We start from the raw sequence: 15631 nt of genomic DNA on the forward strand, positions 1-15631 counted from the left end.
AAAATGAATGACTATAAGACGCGAGAGCCTCCAGCAATTTCCGCTACATAGAAGCTTGGTTCATAGCCAACAACCTCTGTATAGGTCTTACCAACATTTTCAGTAAAGGCATCAACCTTGTCCTTATGGACAATGGCAATACCACAGCCACCGAAACCAGCTCCCGTCATCCGAGCACCAAGGACGCCTTCTTGCTCCCAAGCTGTATGAGCCAAGGTATCCAATTCCAAACCTGTCACTTCATAATCATGTTCCAAAGAAACATGAGAAGCATTGACCAAACGACCAAAGGTTGCCAAATCTCCTTCTTCCAAGGCCTTACGAGCCTGCAAGGTCCGTTGATTTTCTAAGACAGCATGGCGGGCACGCTTGATACGATTTTCATCCTTAATCAAATAGCTATATTGATCAAAGGTCCATTCATCCAATTCTCCCAGAGTTTGAATATTCAAGACAGCATTCAATTCTTCCACTGCTTTTTCACATTCCGAACGACGCTCATTGTACTTAGAATCTGCCAATTCACGGCGTTTGTTGGTATTCATAATGACAATCACATGGTCACCCAAGTCAAGTGGCACCAATTCATATTCTAAGGTATTGGTATCCAGATAAATGGCACGCTGGTCTGCTCCCATACCAATAGCAAACTGGTCCATGATACCAGAATTGACACCGATAAAGTGATTTTCCGTTTGTTTCCCAATTTTCACCAAATCAAGGCGAGTCAATTCTAGACCATACAATTCTTCTGCAATAATCCCAATCAAGAGTTCTAGAGAAGCTGATGATGACAAGCCTGAACCATTTGGAATGTTACCGTAAACAAAGACTTCCATCCCTGTGTCAATGGTGTGACCTGCTTCTTGCAAGAACTTAAGAACACCTTTGGCATAGTTGGTCCAGTTGTCCGCCTTATCAAAGACCAGATTGTTCAAATCCACTTCGATAATTCCAAGTTCTTCAAAGTTTGCGGAATAAAAACGTAGAAGCTGGTCATCACGTTTGCGAGCAGCTCCGTAGGTCCCCAAGGTAATAGCCGCGGGAAAAACATGACCACCGTTATAGTCAGTGTGCTCACCAATCAAATTAATGCGCCCTGGTGAGAAAAAAGTTGCATCAGCCTCTTGTCCAAAAACATCGAGAAAGGCCTGCTTGAGTTGTTCTTTATCCATAAGAACCTCCTTGATTTTGTAATCGTTTTCTTTTATTGTACAACTCAAGAATTTAAAAGTCAATAGTTTTACTAAAAATTTACTAATTTTATGTTTTGTGCTATACTAGAGACAAATAGACAGGAGAAAAACATGGTTACTATCAAAGATATTGCCAAAAAAGCAGACCTATCCCCCGCCACCATTTCAAGAGTTCTAAAGGGCGACCTGACCTTATCCGTCAGCCCAGAAACCCGACAAAAAATCTTAAACTTGGCTCAAGACTTAGGCTACACCAAACACCTCAAAAAACAAGCACCCCAACAAAAAGGCACCATCGGAATTGTCCAATGGTACACCGAGAGCGAAGAGCTAGCCGACCTCTACTACTACTCTATCCGAGCTAGCATCGAGCAAGCCGCCAGCCTCTTGGGCTACCAAATCGTCCGCTCCTTCAACGACTTGACCAATCCCCTCCTTCAAGGATTGGACGGCATCATCGCAGTTGGTAAGTTTTCTTTTGGGCAAATAGCAGAGCTGACTAGCCTGTCTTCCAAGCTCATTTTTGTGGACTCTGATACACTGACCGAGGGATTCTCCTGCGTCACAACTGACTTTGAACACTCTGTCCAGACAGTTATCGACCACTTCCGTTCACAAGGTCTGACTGATATTGGACTCCTAGTCGGACAGGAAGAAACCACAGACGGACACCAACTGCCAACAGATCCCCGCCTGACTGCCTTTCGGACCTATCTAGGCTCCTTGGGCATGCTCCAAGAAAGTTATATCTATCAAGGAAAATTCTCAACTCAATCTGGCTATGAGCTGATGAGCCAGGCTATCGCAGACCTGGGTGACCAACTGCCACCTGCCTTTTTCATGGCAAACGATACTCTGGCTGTCGGCGCCCTTCGAGCACTTCAAGAGCGCCAAATAGCCGTTCCCGAACGTGTCCAACTCATCACCTTTAACGATACAGCCATCACGCGCCAAGTCTACCCAGCCCTATCTTCAATCAGCATCTTCACCGAAGAAATGGGGCAAGAAGCTATGCAACTGCTGGACCGTATCATTGCGAATCCGCAGCCCCACCACCCCCGCAAAATCAAGCTGGGTACCCAGCTGGTTATACGGGAGAGTTCTTATTAAAAGTGCAAAAGAAAAACCGAGAGTTCACAACGAATTCTCGGTTTTCTTTTATTCATTTTAATCCAACAACTTAGCCAATTCTTGAGCCAAGAGTTGTTGTGCAACTTGTGGGTTGGCTTGTCCCTTGGTTGCTTTCATCAAGAAGCCTGTAAAGGCCTTATCGGCATTGCGTTTGCCTGACTTGAAGTCAGCTACGGCTGCTTCATTATCCGCAAAAACTTGGTGGATAATCGGAATCAAGATCGCAGGGTCTGAAATCTGTACCAAACCAGCTTTCTCTACGTATGCCTTAGCAGAGCCGCCTTCTTTGGCCAAGTGAACAAAGACTTTCTTGGCAATTTTGGATGAAATAGTACCATCCGCAATCAAGGCAATCATCTCCACCAAGTTTTCTGGTGTTAAGGCGATTTGCTCAATAGTCTTACCTTCAGCATTGAGGAACTGAGCCACTTCACCCTGCAACCAGTTAGAAACTTGTTTAGCATCGCCACCTACTGCCACTGCTGCTTCAAAGAAATCAGACAGAGCCTTGGTAGACGTCAACTGACCGGCATCATAGGCGGTCAAGCCCAAGTTTTCCACATAGTGAGCACGGCGAGCCTTTGGAAAGACTGGCAATTCTGCACGCACTTCCTCAATCCAGCTATCATCAATCTCATAGAGCGGCAGGTCTGGCTCTGGGAAGTAACGGTAGTCCGCTGACCCTTCTTTGACACGCATAAGAATGGTTTCACCGGTAGATTCATCGTAACGACGAGTTTCCTGCTGGATTTGACCACCTGAACGCAAGATTTTTGCCTGACGTTCTACTTCGTGCTGCAAGCCCTTGCGAACATAGTTGAAGGAGTTGAGGTTTTTCAACTCAGTCTTGGTACCAAATTTTTCTTGACCATAAGGACGAAGAGAGATGTTGGCATCCACGCGCATAGAACCCTCTTCCATCTTCACATCTGAGATACCAGTGTACTGAATGATTTCTTTAAGGGCTGTCAAGTAGGCATAAGCTTCTTCAGGCGAACGCATATCCGCTTCTGATACAATCTCAATTAAAGGAACACCCTGACGGTTGAGGTCCACATAAGAATAACCATCTGTCCCGTGGGTATTCTTACCTGCATCCTCTTCCAAATGCGCACGCTCGATACGAATTTTCTTAGTCGTACCGTCTTCTAGCTCAATCTCAATCCAACCATTGTAGCCAATCGGCTCGTCAAACTGGGAAATCTGATAGGCCTTAGGGTTATCAGGATAGAAATAGTTCTTACGGTCAAAGTGCATGTCCTTGTGAATGTCCATGTTCAAGGCCAAGGCAGCCTTGATACCAGCATCCACAACACCCTTATTAAGGACAGGAAGGACACCTGGGAAAGACCAGTCAATCACGTTTGTATTGGCATTTGGATCCTCACCAAAATGAGCAGATGAAGGTGAGAAAATTTTCGAGTTGGTATTCAACTCCACATGGACTTCTAGACCAATAATCGTTTCAAAGTTCATTAGTTAGCACCTCCAAAAATCACTGGTTGCTGCTTGTGGTAGTCTGTTGTCGCTTCAAAGGCAGCAGCCACTTGGTAAATGGTCTCTTCTGAATATTTTGGACCAATCAACTGCAAACCGACTGGCAAGCCTTCCACAAAACCAGCAGGAATAGAAAGACCAGGGAGACCTGCCAAGTTTACAGGAATGGTTAACAAATCTGCCAAGTACATAGCGACAGGGTCATGGTTGAGCGTGTCCAAACCAAAGGCAACCGTCGGAGCTGTTGGACCCAAAATCAAGTCATAGTCAGCAAAGACTTTTTCAAAATCTTGGATAATCAAAGTCCGCACCTGACCAGCCTTCTTGAAGTAGGCATCGTAGTAACCTGATGACAGGCTGAAAGTTCCAAGCATAATACGGCGTTTGACTTCCTCGCCAAAACCTTGGCTACGGGTCTTCACATAAATCTCATCCAAGTTTGTCGCATCTTCTGCACGGAAACCATAACGGATACCGTCAAAACGTTGCAAGTTAGAAGAAGCCTCTGATGAAGCGATAATGTAGTAAACAGCAACCCCATACTTAGAATGTGGCAGGCTAACTTCCTCGATAATCGCACCCAGACTTTCCAAGTGCTTAGCCGCCTTGAGAATGGTTTCCTTGACCTGCGGATCGATCCCTTCTCCCATGTATTCTTTTGGAAGAGCGATTTTCAAGCCCTTGATGTCCTGACCAATCTTGCTGGTGAAGTCAGCAATTTCATTGATCGTTGATGTAGCGTCCTTGACATCATGACCAGAGATGACATTGAGCAACTGGGCATTTTCCTTAACCGTCTGTGAAAATGGACCAATCTGGTCAAGAGATGAACCAAAGGCAATCAAACCAATACGTGACACCGTTCCATAGGTTGGCTTCATACCGACGATACCATTAAAGGCCGCAGGCTGGCGAATGGAACCACCTGTGTCAGAACCGAGTGACAAACGGACCTGACCAGCAGCAACTGCTGCTGCCGAACCACCTGACGAACCACCAGGAACTTTTGTCTGGTCCCAAGCATTTTTAGTCGGTTTGAAGGCAGAATTTTCATTGGAGCCCCCCATGGCAAACTCATCCATGTTGGTCTTACCAACAATAATCATATCCTTAGCATAGGCCTGAGCAATAGAAGTCGCATCGAAAATCGGCTCGTAGTTATAGAGCATTTTTGAAGCTGCTGTGGTCAAAATTCCCTTAGTTGAGATATTGTCCTTGACTGCCAAAGGAATCCCTGCCATAACATTGTCCGCATCAATCCCTTTTTCATCAAGGGCAGCAGCTTGAGCCAAGGCCGCATCTTCTGTGATAGTCAAGAAAGCATCCACTGCACCCTCACGGCTCTTAATGTCTTCCAAAGTTGCCTTGGTCAACTCAACCGCAGAAATCTCCTTTTTGACAAGGAGGTCATGCAATTCATCAATGGTTTTATTGTTAAAAGTCATTAGGCATCTCCTCCCCCGTCTAGAATAGCTGGTACCTTGATAAAATTATCTTGTGATTCAGGCACATTTTTAAAGAGCTCCTCACGGCTCTCACCTTTTTGGGCAATATCTGCTCGCAAGACATTCTTACGGTCAGCCATAGTGGTCGTCACCGCAACACCGGTCGTATCCACTTCATTGAGCAATTCAACCATATCAACAATCTTGCTCAAACTTGTCGCAAATTCCGCTGTTTCTTGATCCGAAAATTCCAGCTTAGACAGCTTGGCAACGTGACGGACTTCAGCTTCAGAAATCTTCATTCTTACTTTCCTCCTAATGGAAATCTATCTTCTCATTATACCATATTTCCAGCCCCAGACAAAGGTAGAAATGACCTAATATGTTACCTATTTCCTCCTAAAAATCCGTTCTTTAAATTGCGCAGTATTCCTAATCTCACACCGTAAAACGATAAAAAACAGCAAGTTTCATCTAGCAATAAAACTTACTGTTTGCTTAGCCTATCTTTTTATGAACTAATCCTTTGCATGTTTGCGGTATTTTTCCATTTTCCCCTTAAAAAGCTCTCCATTACTTGGTGCTGTATAGGAGACAGCATTGGCTCCAGCTTCGATAACCCGACGAATAGAGTCCTCAGTCGGACCACCAGTCGCAATAATTGGAAAGTCAGGGAAAGCTTCTCGAATCTTCTTCACAACCCTTGGCGTTTCCATACCGCAAGAAACATTTAAAATATCTACTCCTGCTTCAATCCGTGAGGTTAAATCAGACTTTTCAGAAACAACTGTATAAATGATAGGAATATCCACTACTTTATTGATTGCCTCAATTGTTTTTACATCCGTTGGTCCATTTACCACAACAGCGTATGCTCCCTCCGACTCAGACAATAGACTCATATTAGCTGAACGCATACCTGTCGTCAAGCCTCCACCAACACCAGCCAAGACTGGAACTGACGCAACCAACATAATACTTTTGATAATAGCTGGACTGGGCGTAAATGGATATACAGCCAAAATAGCATCTGCATTGTGATTGGCAATAATCGACACATCCGTTGTAAATAAGACTGAACGAATGCGACGACCATAAATACGAATTCCACTACATTCCTTGATAACTTCTGGCATCTGAACAATATCCTGCCGTAAATCTGATAAAACAGATGGAATAAACTGTTCGCTCATCCGCAACCTCCTCTATACTAGCTACAATAATATATAGTATAACATATTATTTCATGGAAGAGACACAAAAACAATCCATTTTGCCACTGCTTTCACAATAAAGTACTTTTCAACAGATTTTTTTAAAAAAAGAGACAGCTTTCGCTGCCTCCCATTTCTCCGACCAAAATAGTCTGTAGGACTATCTTAACGACGGATTTCTTTGATACGTGCTGCTTTACCTTGCAATGCACGTAGGTAGTACAATTTAGCACGACGTACTTTACCGTAACGTACTACTTCAATCTTATCAACACGTGGAGTGTGGATTGGGAATGTACGTTCAACACCTACACCACCAGAGATTTTACGTACAGTGTACATTTCTGAGATGCCTTGACCTTTACGAGAGATAACAACACCCTCGAAAATCTGGATACGTTCGCGGTTACCTTCGACAACCTTAGCGTGAACACGCACAGTGTCACCAGGACGGAATGAAGGGATGTCAGTACGAAGTTGACCTTCTGTCAAACTTTGGATCAATGGATTCATTTTATTCTCCTATCTTTGTCAATCTTAGGTGCTTTTAAACCCAGCGGATAAACTGTATTTTTGTGCGTCCATTACACACAGACTATATTATACACCAAGTAATCACCTATGTAAAGCATTTTGATAAATTTATCATGGTCAATCACACCGCTTCTTTTATAGTCTTTTAGTTTACTTTTAGTACTAGGCAACGAGCTGCAGACAGTACTGGAGTACGGCAAAGCGAGTTAACGAAGTAATAAAAGAAAAACTAAATGACTATATCAGAATCAGACTGACGACGTAGTTGTAGATGGAACTGAAGTTCATCAAGCTAAGTCAACAAGGTCTGAGTTTGATTTTCGAAGAGTGTTAATGATACAGATTCCTGTTGGAGAAAAACGAAAAACCAGTCCACAGACTGGTCACTATACTATTAGTCAATGATTGTCGCACCAAGTACATGACGCAAATGGTTGAGAGCAAACTGATGATTCTCCTCCGTCAATGCAGCAATGGCTGATGAGATCACCTCAATACGATACCCCTTATTATAAGCATCAATAGCTGTATGAAGAACACAAATATCAGACAAAACCCCCGTCAAGACAACCGTATCTACACCACGTTCTCTTAGTCGAACATCCAAATCCGTCCCAGAAAAAGTAGAATAATGACGTTTATCCATCCAACGAACACGTGCATGCCCTTTATGTTTTTGATAAAAATCTGCTAAAGGACCATACAAGTCACGCCCTTGCGTCCCAATGATATTATGACTTGGGAAAAGCTGAGCTTCAGGATGAAATTCATCCCCCTCCTCATGACCATCAATCGCAAAGAAAATGTAGTCTCCATTTTCAAAAGCTTCTTGCGTAACCTGAGCAATTCGTTCAGAAATAGCCTGAGCTGATTTTCCAGCAGTCAACTTTCCTTCGTCTGCCACAAAATCTATTGTATAATCAATCGAAATCAATGCTTTTGTCATTTTAGTAGTCACGTTTCTTAATTTCATCAAAAATAGCTGGGATGAGAACTTTCAAATAAGTCCCCTTCATTCCCAAAGAACGACTTTCAATAATCCCTGCACTCTCCAACTTACGCAGTGCATTCACAATCACCGAGCGTGTAATACCGATACGATCTGCAATCACAGAAGCAGTCAATTGCCCCTCGTTGCCATCCAATTCACCCAAAATAGCTGCAACTGCCTTCATTTCTGAGTAAGATAGCGTATTTACCGCCATATTAACTGCCGCACGACGACGGATATTCTTCTCGTCTTCTTCCCGTTGGAAATTAAGTAACTGAATACCAACTACTGTTGCCGCAATCTCCACCAAAATCAAATCATCATCGTGAAACTGCTCATCATTCCGCCAAATAATAAGCGAACCAAAACGAATCCCCGTCACATGGATAGGCGCTATCGTTGTCAGACCATTTGGATAGGTCGAACGTGATTCGACAGGGATGGCAGTCAACTCGCTCTCGACAGGCAAATTAACCTGCGTATCGTAAACCTGTGCAACTGCTTTTACATATCCTTCTGGGAATTGTTTATTTTGGAAAAATTCTTCCACACGATCATTGTTCGTCTCATAGTTCATGTGGTATCCCAAAACCTCACCTTCACTATTAATGATGCACGAGTTGCAGTCAATAATAGCTGATAAATGCTCAGCAATGGCATTGTAAGGCAATTCTTCTGCCAATTGCTCTTCGGAACGCTTCAAAATAGAAGTAATATTCCGTGTCTTCTCTAATAATGTTGTCATATTTTCCTCTTTACTCTGTAATTGCTTTCAGTATAGCAAAAAATACATAAAATTTCAACAATTATCAGAATATTTACCGTTGTTAGAAAAATACAAACAATTTCATTCAAGTAAAAAGAAAAGGCTGATTAACATTCAGCCCTAAATTCCATTATCTACGATATTGCCGCAAGAATCGTGACATTTTTTCTTGAATTTCTGCCAACTCATCCACACGTGGTAAATACACAATACGGAAATGATCTGGATCCTTCCAGTTAAAACCTCGACCATGGACCAAAAGTACTTTTTCTTGCTTGAGGAAATCCAATACAAATTGTTCATCATCATCAACTCTGTACATCTCACGATCAATTTTTGGGAAGACATACAGACCAGCCTTAGGTTTTACAGCAGAAAGTCCTGGAATATCATTAATCGCCTTAGTAATAAACTCCCTTTGTTCATATAAGCGTCCGCCAGGCATCAAGAGTTCATCAACCGATTGGTAACCTCCCAAAGAAGTTTGAACAACCTGTTGAGCCAAAACGTTTGAACACAAACGCATATTGGACAACATATTCAAGCCTTCAATGTAACCTTTTACATGTTTTTTCGGACCAGATAAGACCATCCAGCCTACTCGGAAACCACAAATACGATGCGATTTAGACAATCCATTCATTGTCACAATAAACAAATCTGGAGCCAGTGTCGCAATAGGGATATGAACAGCTCCGTCAAAGACCATACGATCATAAATCTCATCAGAGAAAATAATCAATTCATGTCTACGAGCAATATCAATGATTCCTTCTAAAATTTCTTTCGGATAGAGAGCACCAGTTGGATTATTTGGATTGATAAGGACAATTGCCTTGGTTCGAGAAGTCACCTTGGACTCCATGTCTGCCAAATCTGGATACCATTCAGCTGCTTCATCACAAACATAGTGAACAGCTTTACCACCAGCCAAACTAACTGCAGCAGTCCAGAGAGGATAGTCTGGCATTGGCACCAACACCTCATCACCATTATCTAGCAAACCTTGCATAGACATAACAATCAGCTCACTCACGCCGTTTCCAAGATAAATATCTTCAATATCAACATTTGGAAATTTCTTTAGCTGACAATACTGCATGATAGCCTTACGTGCAGAAAAAATTCCCTTACTGTTCGAATATCCCTCAGATTTACGGGCGTTATGAATCAAGTCACGAATAACTTCATCTGGAGCAGTAAAACCAAATTCTGCAGGATTCCCCGTATTCAAACGTAAAATCTGCTCTCCATTGGCACGCATGCGCATGGCCTCTTCCAAAACAGGCCCACGAATATCATATGCTACATCATCCAATTTTGTTGACTTGTTAAATTGCTTCATGTCGTCACCTCGACTTTCTATCTTTTCTATTGTACTGTAAAAGCTAAAAAAGTACAAGAATCCTTTACATTTTCTCTCAAAAGGCTTATAATAAAAATGTAAGGAACTACTCTACCTATTTCGGGACAAAGCTCTTCTGAAAGGAGTGATTATTATGACACAAACTTACAAAACAATACTCGTCGCTGTAGACGGCTCTAAAGGAGCAGAATTAGCTCTTCATAAAGCCATTCATGTTGCACTACGCAACCAAGCACGTCTGATTATCGCCCATGTGATTGATACCCGTGCTCTCCACAATGTTGTTGCATTTGACGCCTCTGTCTATGAATCTTTAGAAAGAGAGGCGGAGCTCCTCCTCGAAGAATACAAACAAGAAGCCCTCAACGCTGGTCTGACCGATGTACAGATTCGCATTGAATTCGGTAATCCTAAAACCCTACTGGCTATCGATATTCCAAAGGAAACCGGTGCGGATCTTATGTTACTTGGAGCAACTGGTCTAAATGCCTTTGAACGTCTCCTAATCGGATCCTCATCCGAATATATCATGCGCCACGCAACTATTGATTTACTCATTGTTCGCGATGGAGAAAAAAGTTTATAAACCAAAAGACTTGATTTACGAATCAAGTCTTTTCATCTGTCTTTTCAGCTCTTCCTGAATCTTTTCCTCCGGCGCAAACCGTTCTTCCCAATCATCAGGTTTTAAAATTTTATGAGTAATTGGATCAAAATGGGCCTTCCCATCTGGAAATGTTTTCCCCATATTTGCAGTATGGACTATCTGAAAAATTGGTTCTGGATCAACCCCCATCAAAACAAACGAACCATATGTAAAATAAAGAATATCCAGCAAAGCATCTACCTGATCCTGCATCGAAACCCCGAAACTTCTCTTGCCAGATACCTTAGCAGCAGCAGTATCTAAATCCTGATGAAGTTGTTGAATAAAATCATGAAACTCAACTTCAGATTCTGAAGCTGCATGTAGAAATTCTACCAACTCCTCCACTTTAAAACCAGCACGATGCAAAGCCGTCTGTCCATCATACACACTGGGAAGTTCTTGGGTTTCACCATCCATTAAAAAATGAAAATCCTTTACCCTATTAAAATTATCGTCCTTGCTCTGAAACATCTTATCCCTCAATCACACCAAAATGAATTAATGCCTTATAAATCCCATCACGATTATTTGTATCTGTAACAAAGGAAGCTGCTTGTTTAACCTTTTTCGTCCCATTTCCCATCGCTACCGAGTGCTGAATTTCATTCAACATTTCAAAATCATTATTAGAATCTCCGAATACCATAACTTCATCTAACTCAAAACCATATCGATCTGCAACCTTTACAATACCCGATAATTTTGAATTTCCCTTACTGATAATATCAGTCGCATAGGGACTCGAACGCGTAAAAGACAAGTTCGGAAAGAGCACCTCCAATGATTGCGTCTCCCTTTCCGTCGTCAGCAACATCAGCTGATAGATTGGTTGAAAGAGAAAACCTTTCAAATTCGTTTCCTGTTGAGGACTAATCCAACGTACCAAGCGATTGAAAATAAAGTTTATGATTCCAGCCCAGGACTCCGGAATCATACGCGTCACACGATATGCAAAATTTCCTGTTCCAGCACTCATAATCTTACTACCAAATATGCCTTTAGCAGTTCCAAAAGACAAATCCTTATGGTGAGTTTGCGCATACTCCATAATTTGTTCAATTTGCTTTGACTCTAAACTCTGACTATAAATAACTTCTTCTCTTGAAAAAATATATTGACCATTATAAGTAATGGCCAAATCTAGCCCTAAACTAGCCATATACTGCAAAACAAAACGAGGGTCACGTCCTGTAGCTAGACCAACTAAAATCCCCTTCTCTTTCAAAGTATTAATGGCGAGAATAGTTGAACTACTAACCATACGATTGTCGGTCAATAAGGTACCATCAATATCGAAAAATACAGCCTTTATCGTCAACCAACTCACCTACTTTCTAAGAATTATGTTACAATTAGTATATCACACTTTGAAAGAAACTGAAAATTTATGAAAAAAATTCTAGTATTGCATACAGGTGGAACCATTTCTATGCAAGCCAATCATCAGGGTGAAGTTGCATCGAGTAAAATCAATCCAATGACCCAAATTGATAGCCCACTAGAAGAAATTCAAGTGACATCCTTGGATTTTCTCAATGTTCCAAGTCCACACATTCGCTTAGAACACATGATGGCTCTATACCAAAAAATCAAAGAAGAACAAATGAACTTCGATGGTTTTGTCATTACACATGGCACAGATACTTTAGAAGAAACTGCCTATTTCCTTGATACAATGGCTATTCCAGAAAAACCAATTGTATTGACCGGAGCCATGCGTTCCTCAAATGAACTAGGTAGCGACGGGATTTATAACTACCGAACAGCCCTACGTGTGGCTGCTGATGATAAATCCTCAGATAAAAGTGTTCTAGTGGTCATGAACGATGAAATTCATGCTGCTAAATATGTTACAAAAACGCATACCACCAATGTCTCAACCTTTCAAACACCAACCCATGGACCACTGGGCTTAGTCACCAAACGAGAGATTCTCTATTTTAAAACTGCTGAACCACGTGTTCGATTTGACTTGTCAAGAGTCACAGGAACGGTCCCAATCATAAAAGCTTATGCAGATATGGACTCCATCCTCCTTGATTCTCTCACTGCAAGCTCAATTTCCGGCTTAGTCATTGAAGCACTCGGCGCCGGAAATCTTCCGCCTACCATCCTTCCAGCCATTAAGAAACTCCTTGATCAAAAGATACCCATTATTCTGGTATCTCGCTGTTTTAACGGAATTGCTGAGCCTGTCTATGCCTACCAAGGAGGTGGCATCCAACTGGAGCAAGACGGCATTCTATTTGTTAAAGAATTGAATGCTCAAAAAGCCCGCCTCAAACTCCTTATCGCTCTCAATGCAGGCTTGGAAGAGCAAAGCTTGGCAGATTACATCCAAGGTTAATCGTTGACGAACTATACAATATGTCAAAAGACCAGCACATGTGTGTTGGCCTTTTTATATGACTAATCCAATTCCTCTCGATCTTTCAAATTAGCAAGTAAAATCGACCAATTAGGGTCCTCCTGCCAATTTTCCACACTAACAATCTGACTAGCAACTCGTCTTGCTTCCTCTAAAATTGGATAGTCCTCGATAATATTTGCAACCTGAAATTCTGGCAAACCTGATTGACGAGTTCCAAATATTTCTCCAGACCCACGCATTTTCAAGTCTGCTTCAGCCAAAATAAAACCATCTGTCGTCTCTGTCATAATTTTCATGCGTTCCTTACCAGACTCTGTTTTAGGATTAGCAACTAACACTGCATAAGACTGCTTATGACCACGTCCTACACGCCCTCTCAACTGATGTAATTGGCTTAAACCAAAACGATCTGCATCCATAATAACCATCACCGTTGCATTGGGCACATTGACTCCGACTTCAATAACAGTGGTAGAAACCAAAATATTCGTTTTTCGCTCCTTAAAAGCCTGCATGATGGCATCTTTCTCGTCATTTTTCATCTTACCGTGTAACAAATCCACTGTAACTTGCTCTCCAAAATGCGCCTGTAAATCAGATTGCAGATCTACAGCATTCTTTAAATCCAGAGCCTCAGATTCTTCAATCAGCGGAGAGATAAAATAAACCTGGGCACCTACTTCTAACTCCCGCTCCAACCAATCTAAGACCGTGGGCAGCTGTTGATGTTTGACCCAGCGAGTAATAATTGGCTTCCGACCAGCAGGCAACTGATTAATAATCGATACATCCATATCTCCAAAAGCTGTAATGGCTAACGTCCGAGGAATAGGTGTAGCAGTCATCATGAGCACATCCGGATTATCACCCTTCTCACGAAACAGACGGCGTTGTTTAACCCCAAAACGATGTTGCTCATCCGTCACAACCAAACCAAGCTTATGGTACGTCACACTTTCCTGGATAAGAGCATGAGTTCCTACAATGATGTCTACCTGACCACTAGAAATCGCCTCTAAAGCAGTACGACGCTCCGCAACCTTCATTCCCCCTGTCAAAAGAGCAATAGAAAGTTCTGGAAAAAGCTGGCGCAAACTCTCAAAGTGTTGCTCCGCCAAAATTTCTGTCGGCACCATAATTGCAGCCTGCATCCCCGCAGTTACAGCAGCAAACATAGCCAATCCAGCAACTACTGTCTTCCCTGAACCAACATCCCCTTGTAGCAAACGATTCATGTGCCCATAGGACTTCATATCTGATAGTATTTCAGCCAAAGCCCCAGACTGAGCATCCGTTAAGACAAACGGCAATTGTCTTATTTGCATAGCCAATCTATCAGCATCATAGGCAATCTTCAAACCATTCGAAATATCACGATTGTTGGCTTTCAGCAGTTGCAACTGTAATTGAAAATAAAATAATTCCTCAAACTTCATACGTCGCAAAGCTTGTCTATACTCTTCTAAATTTGTCGGAAAATGCATCGCAAAAACCGCCTCTCGGCGATTCATTAACCGATAGCGCTCTCGTAAAACTGATGGTAAATTCTCCTCTAATAAATGCAAATATCCCTGATCAATAGCTGTTTTAATTGCCTTAACCAAATTTACTTGCGAAATCCCTTGCGCCACATGATAGACAGGCTGTAGCTCATCTGATACTTGAGCCAAAACTTTCATTCCTGTCAAACTTGCCTTAGCCTTATCCCACTTTCCCCAAACTGCAATATCCTGCCCCAAAACAATCTTATCTGCTAAATAAGGCTGATTAAAAAACGAAACTGCTAAGACAACCTCACCCTGTTTCATTGAAAAACGGAGTCTATTTCTTTTGTAACCATAATACTGTACATTAGCTGGAGATACCACCTCCCCAACTACCACTGCCTTCTCACCATCCTGCAAATCATAAATAGACTTACTCTCAAAATCTTCATATCTAAATGGATAGTAAGTCAGCAAATCATTAATATTCTGAATGTTAATTTTTAAAAATTTTTCAGCCGATTTTGGACCAATCCCTGGCAAAACCGATAATTCATCACATAATCTTTTCATGTCTCTATTATATCAACAAACAATGAATAGACAAAGCAACAAGAAAAGAAAAAGGAGCCAAATTAAAGCCCATTCACCTCAAAAAACAAAAAAAGAGACTTAAGCAGCCTCCCAATATAGTCCGTACGGGATTCGAACCCGTGTTACCGCCGTGAAAAGGCGGTGTCTTAACCCCTTGACCAACGGACCATATACTAAAGATTTCTCTTTACTCCGCCAACAGGGCTCGAACCTGTGACATCATGATTAACAGTCATGCGCTCTACCAACTGAGCTATGGCGGAATATGCTAAGCGACTACCGTATCTAACAGGGGGCAACCCCCAACTACTTCAGGCGTTCTAGGGCTTAACTGCTGTGTTCGGCATGGGTACAGGTGTATCTCCTAGGCTATCGTCACTTAACTGTTGAGTC

The 15631-nt window shown here is 42.1% G+C and carries 13 protein-coding genes, 2 tRNA genes, 1 rRNA gene and 1 pseudogene; 3 read left to right on the plus strand and 14 right to left on the minus strand.

Annotated elements, in window-relative coordinates; translation table 11 throughout:
* Positions 1-11 precede the first annotated feature (11 nt).
* Complete coding sequence (locus tag ODU46_RS08925) at positions 12-1175, minus strand: galactokinase (protein ID WP_105136584.1); 1164 nt, start codon at positions 1173-1175, stop codon at positions 12-14.
* 132 nt (positions 1176-1307) lie between these two features.
* Here ODU46_RS08925 and ODU46_RS08930 point away from each other — a divergent pair, with 132 nt between their 5' ends.
* Positions 1308-2306 (plus strand): LacI family DNA-binding transcriptional regulator, encoded by a 999-nt coding sequence (locus ODU46_RS08930; protein WP_398579525.1) that lies wholly within the window; start codon positions 1308-1310, stop codon positions 2304-2306.
* 57 nt (positions 2307-2363) lie between these two features.
* Here the strand turns inward: ODU46_RS08930 and gatB are convergent, their stop codons facing one another.
* The 8 genes from gatB to ODU46_RS08970 form a co-directional block, all read right to left on the minus strand.
* Positions 2364-3803 carry an Asp-tRNA(Asn)/Glu-tRNA(Gln) amidotransferase subunit GatB gene (gene gatB / locus ODU46_RS08935; RefSeq protein WP_105150901.1) on the minus strand — a complete coding sequence of 480 codons (1440 nt, stop codon included), beginning with the start codon at positions 3801-3803 and terminating at the stop codon, positions 2364-2366.
* Positions 3803-5269, minus strand: a complete 1467-nt coding sequence (gene gatA / locus ODU46_RS08940; RefSeq protein WP_398579526.1) for an Asp-tRNA(Asn)/Glu-tRNA(Gln) amidotransferase subunit GatA — start codon at positions 5267-5269, stop codon at positions 3803-3805. The genes gatB and gatA overlap by 1 nt, the downstream gene beginning before the upstream one ends.
* Complete coding sequence (gene gatC / locus ODU46_RS08945) at positions 5269-5571, minus strand: Asp-tRNA(Asn)/Glu-tRNA(Gln) amidotransferase subunit GatC (protein WP_011921930.1); 303 nt, start codon at positions 5569-5571, stop codon at positions 5269-5271. The genes gatA and gatC overlap by 1 nt, the downstream gene beginning before the upstream one ends.
* Before the next feature lie 216 nt (positions 5572-5787).
* Positions 5788-6462 (minus strand): hydrolase, encoded by a 675-nt coding sequence (locus tag ODU46_RS08950; RefSeq protein WP_024407238.1) that lies wholly within the window; start codon positions 6460-6462, stop codon positions 5788-5790.
* 186 nt (positions 6463-6648) lie between these two features.
* Positions 6649-6996 carry a 50S ribosomal protein L19 gene (rplS, locus tag ODU46_RS08955; protein ID WP_011921928.1) on the minus strand — a complete coding sequence of 116 codons (348 nt, stop codon included), beginning with the start codon at positions 6994-6996 and terminating at the stop codon, positions 6649-6651.
* 415 nt (positions 6997-7411) lie between these two features.
* Positions 7412-7963 carry a cysteine hydrolase family protein gene (locus ODU46_RS08960; protein WP_024384121.1) on the minus strand — a complete coding sequence of 184 codons (552 nt, stop codon included), beginning with the start codon at positions 7961-7963 and terminating at the stop codon, positions 7412-7414.
* A gap of 1 nt (position 7964) precedes the next feature.
* Positions 7965-8753 carry a GTP-sensing pleiotropic transcriptional regulator CodY gene (codY, locus tag ODU46_RS08965; protein WP_023369388.1) on the minus strand — a complete coding sequence of 263 codons (789 nt, stop codon included), beginning with the start codon at positions 8751-8753 and terminating at the stop codon, positions 7965-7967.
* 151 nt (positions 8754-8904) lie between these two features.
* Positions 8905-10119, minus strand: coding sequence for a pyridoxal phosphate-dependent aminotransferase (locus tag ODU46_RS08970; protein ID WP_253212398.1), 1215 nt, complete (start codon positions 10117-10119; stop codon positions 8905-8907).
* A gap of 154 nt (positions 10120-10273) precedes the next feature.
* Here ODU46_RS08970 and ODU46_RS08975 point away from each other — a divergent pair, with 154 nt between their 5' ends.
* Entirely contained in the window at positions 10274-10726 is a 453-nt protein-coding gene (locus ODU46_RS08975) for a universal stress protein (RefSeq protein ID WP_105119852.1), read from the plus strand.
* A 15-nt stretch (positions 10727-10741) separates the two neighbouring features.
* On the opposite strand, the pseudogene ODU46_RS08980 reads toward ODU46_RS08975, so the two are convergent.
* Positions 10742-12107, minus strand: a pseudogene (locus tag ODU46_RS08980) (Cof-type HAD-IIB family hydrolase).
* A gap of 69 nt (positions 12108-12176) precedes the next feature.
* On the opposite strand from ODU46_RS08980, the gene ODU46_RS08985 reads away from it, so the two are divergent.
* Entirely contained in the window at positions 12177-13136 is a 960-nt protein-coding gene (locus tag ODU46_RS08985) for an asparaginase (RefSeq protein ID WP_105242545.1), read from the plus strand.
* Between the two features lie 62 nt (positions 13137-13198).
* Here ODU46_RS08985 and recG read toward each other — a convergent pair whose 3' ends face one another.
* The 4 genes from recG to rrf all read right to left on the minus strand — a co-directional run bounded on the left by recG (position 13199) and on the right by rrf (position 15621).
* Complete coding sequence (gene recG, locus ODU46_RS08990; protein WP_398579527.1) at positions 13199-15217, minus strand: ATP-dependent DNA helicase RecG; 2019 nt, start codon at positions 15215-15217, stop codon at positions 13199-13201.
* 117 nt (positions 15218-15334) lie between these two features.
* Positions 15335-15406 (minus strand) — tRNA-Glu (locus ODU46_RS08995).
* 22 nt (positions 15407-15428) lie between these two features.
* Positions 15429-15501, minus strand: a tRNA-Asn gene (locus ODU46_RS09000).
* A gap of 4 nt (positions 15502-15505) precedes the next feature.
* Positions 15506-15621, minus strand: a 5S ribosomal RNA gene (gene rrf / locus ODU46_RS09005).
* Positions 15622-15631 lie beyond the last annotated feature (10 nt).

It is taken from the genome of Streptococcus sp. 2020WUSS089, assembly GCF_044427405.1.
Lineage (GTDB): Bacteria > Bacillota > Bacilli > Lactobacillales > Streptococcaceae > Streptococcus > Streptococcus hashimotonensis.

What these genes read in the sequence shown, in the direction of transcription:
- ODU46_RS08925 (WP_105136584.1), bottom strand. Translation starts at nt 1,175, where the DNA reads ATGGATAAAGAACAACTCAAGCAGGCCTTTCTCGATGTTTTTGGACAA.
- ODU46_RS08930 (WP_398579525.1), top strand. Translation starts at nt 1,308, where the DNA reads ATGGTTACTATCAAAGATATTGCCAAAAAAGCAGACCTATCCCCCGCC.
- gatB (WP_105150901.1), bottom strand. Translation starts at nt 3,803, where the DNA reads ATGAACTTTGAAACGATTATTGGTCTAGAAGTCCATGTGGAGTTGAAT.
- gatA (WP_398579526.1), bottom strand. Translation starts at nt 5,269, where the DNA reads ATGACTTTTAACAATAAAACCATTGATGAATTGCATGACCTCCTTGTC.
- gatC (WP_011921930.1), bottom strand. Translation starts at nt 5,571, where the DNA reads ATGAAGATTTCTGAAGCTGAAGTCCGTCACGTTGCCAAGCTGTCTAAG.
- ODU46_RS08950 (WP_024407238.1), bottom strand. Translation starts at nt 6,462, where the DNA reads ATGAGCGAACAGTTTATTCCATCTGTTTTATCAGATTTACGGCAGGAT.
- rplS (WP_011921928.1), bottom strand. Translation starts at nt 6,996, where the DNA reads ATGAATCCATTGATCCAAAGTTTGACAGAAGGTCAACTTCGTACTGAC.
- ODU46_RS08960 (WP_024384121.1), bottom strand. Translation starts at nt 7,963, where the DNA reads ATGACAAAAGCATTGATTTCGATTGATTATACAATAGATTTTGTGGCA.
- codY (WP_023369388.1), bottom strand. Translation starts at nt 8,753, where the DNA reads ATGACAACATTATTAGAGAAGACACGGAATATTACTTCTATTTTGAAG.
- ODU46_RS08970 (WP_253212398.1), bottom strand. Translation starts at nt 10,119, where the DNA reads ATGAAGCAATTTAACAAGTCAACAAAATTGGATGATGTAGCATATGAT.
- ODU46_RS08975 (WP_105119852.1), top strand. Translation starts at nt 10,274, where the DNA reads ATGACACAAACTTACAAAACAATACTCGTCGCTGTAGACGGCTCTAAA.
- ODU46_RS08985 (WP_105242545.1), top strand. Translation starts at nt 12,177, where the DNA reads ATGAAAAAAATTCTAGTATTGCATACAGGTGGAACCATTTCTATGCAA.
- recG (WP_398579527.1), bottom strand. Translation starts at nt 15,217, where the DNA reads ATGAAAAGATTATGTGATGAATTATCGGTTTTGCCAGGGATTGGTCCA.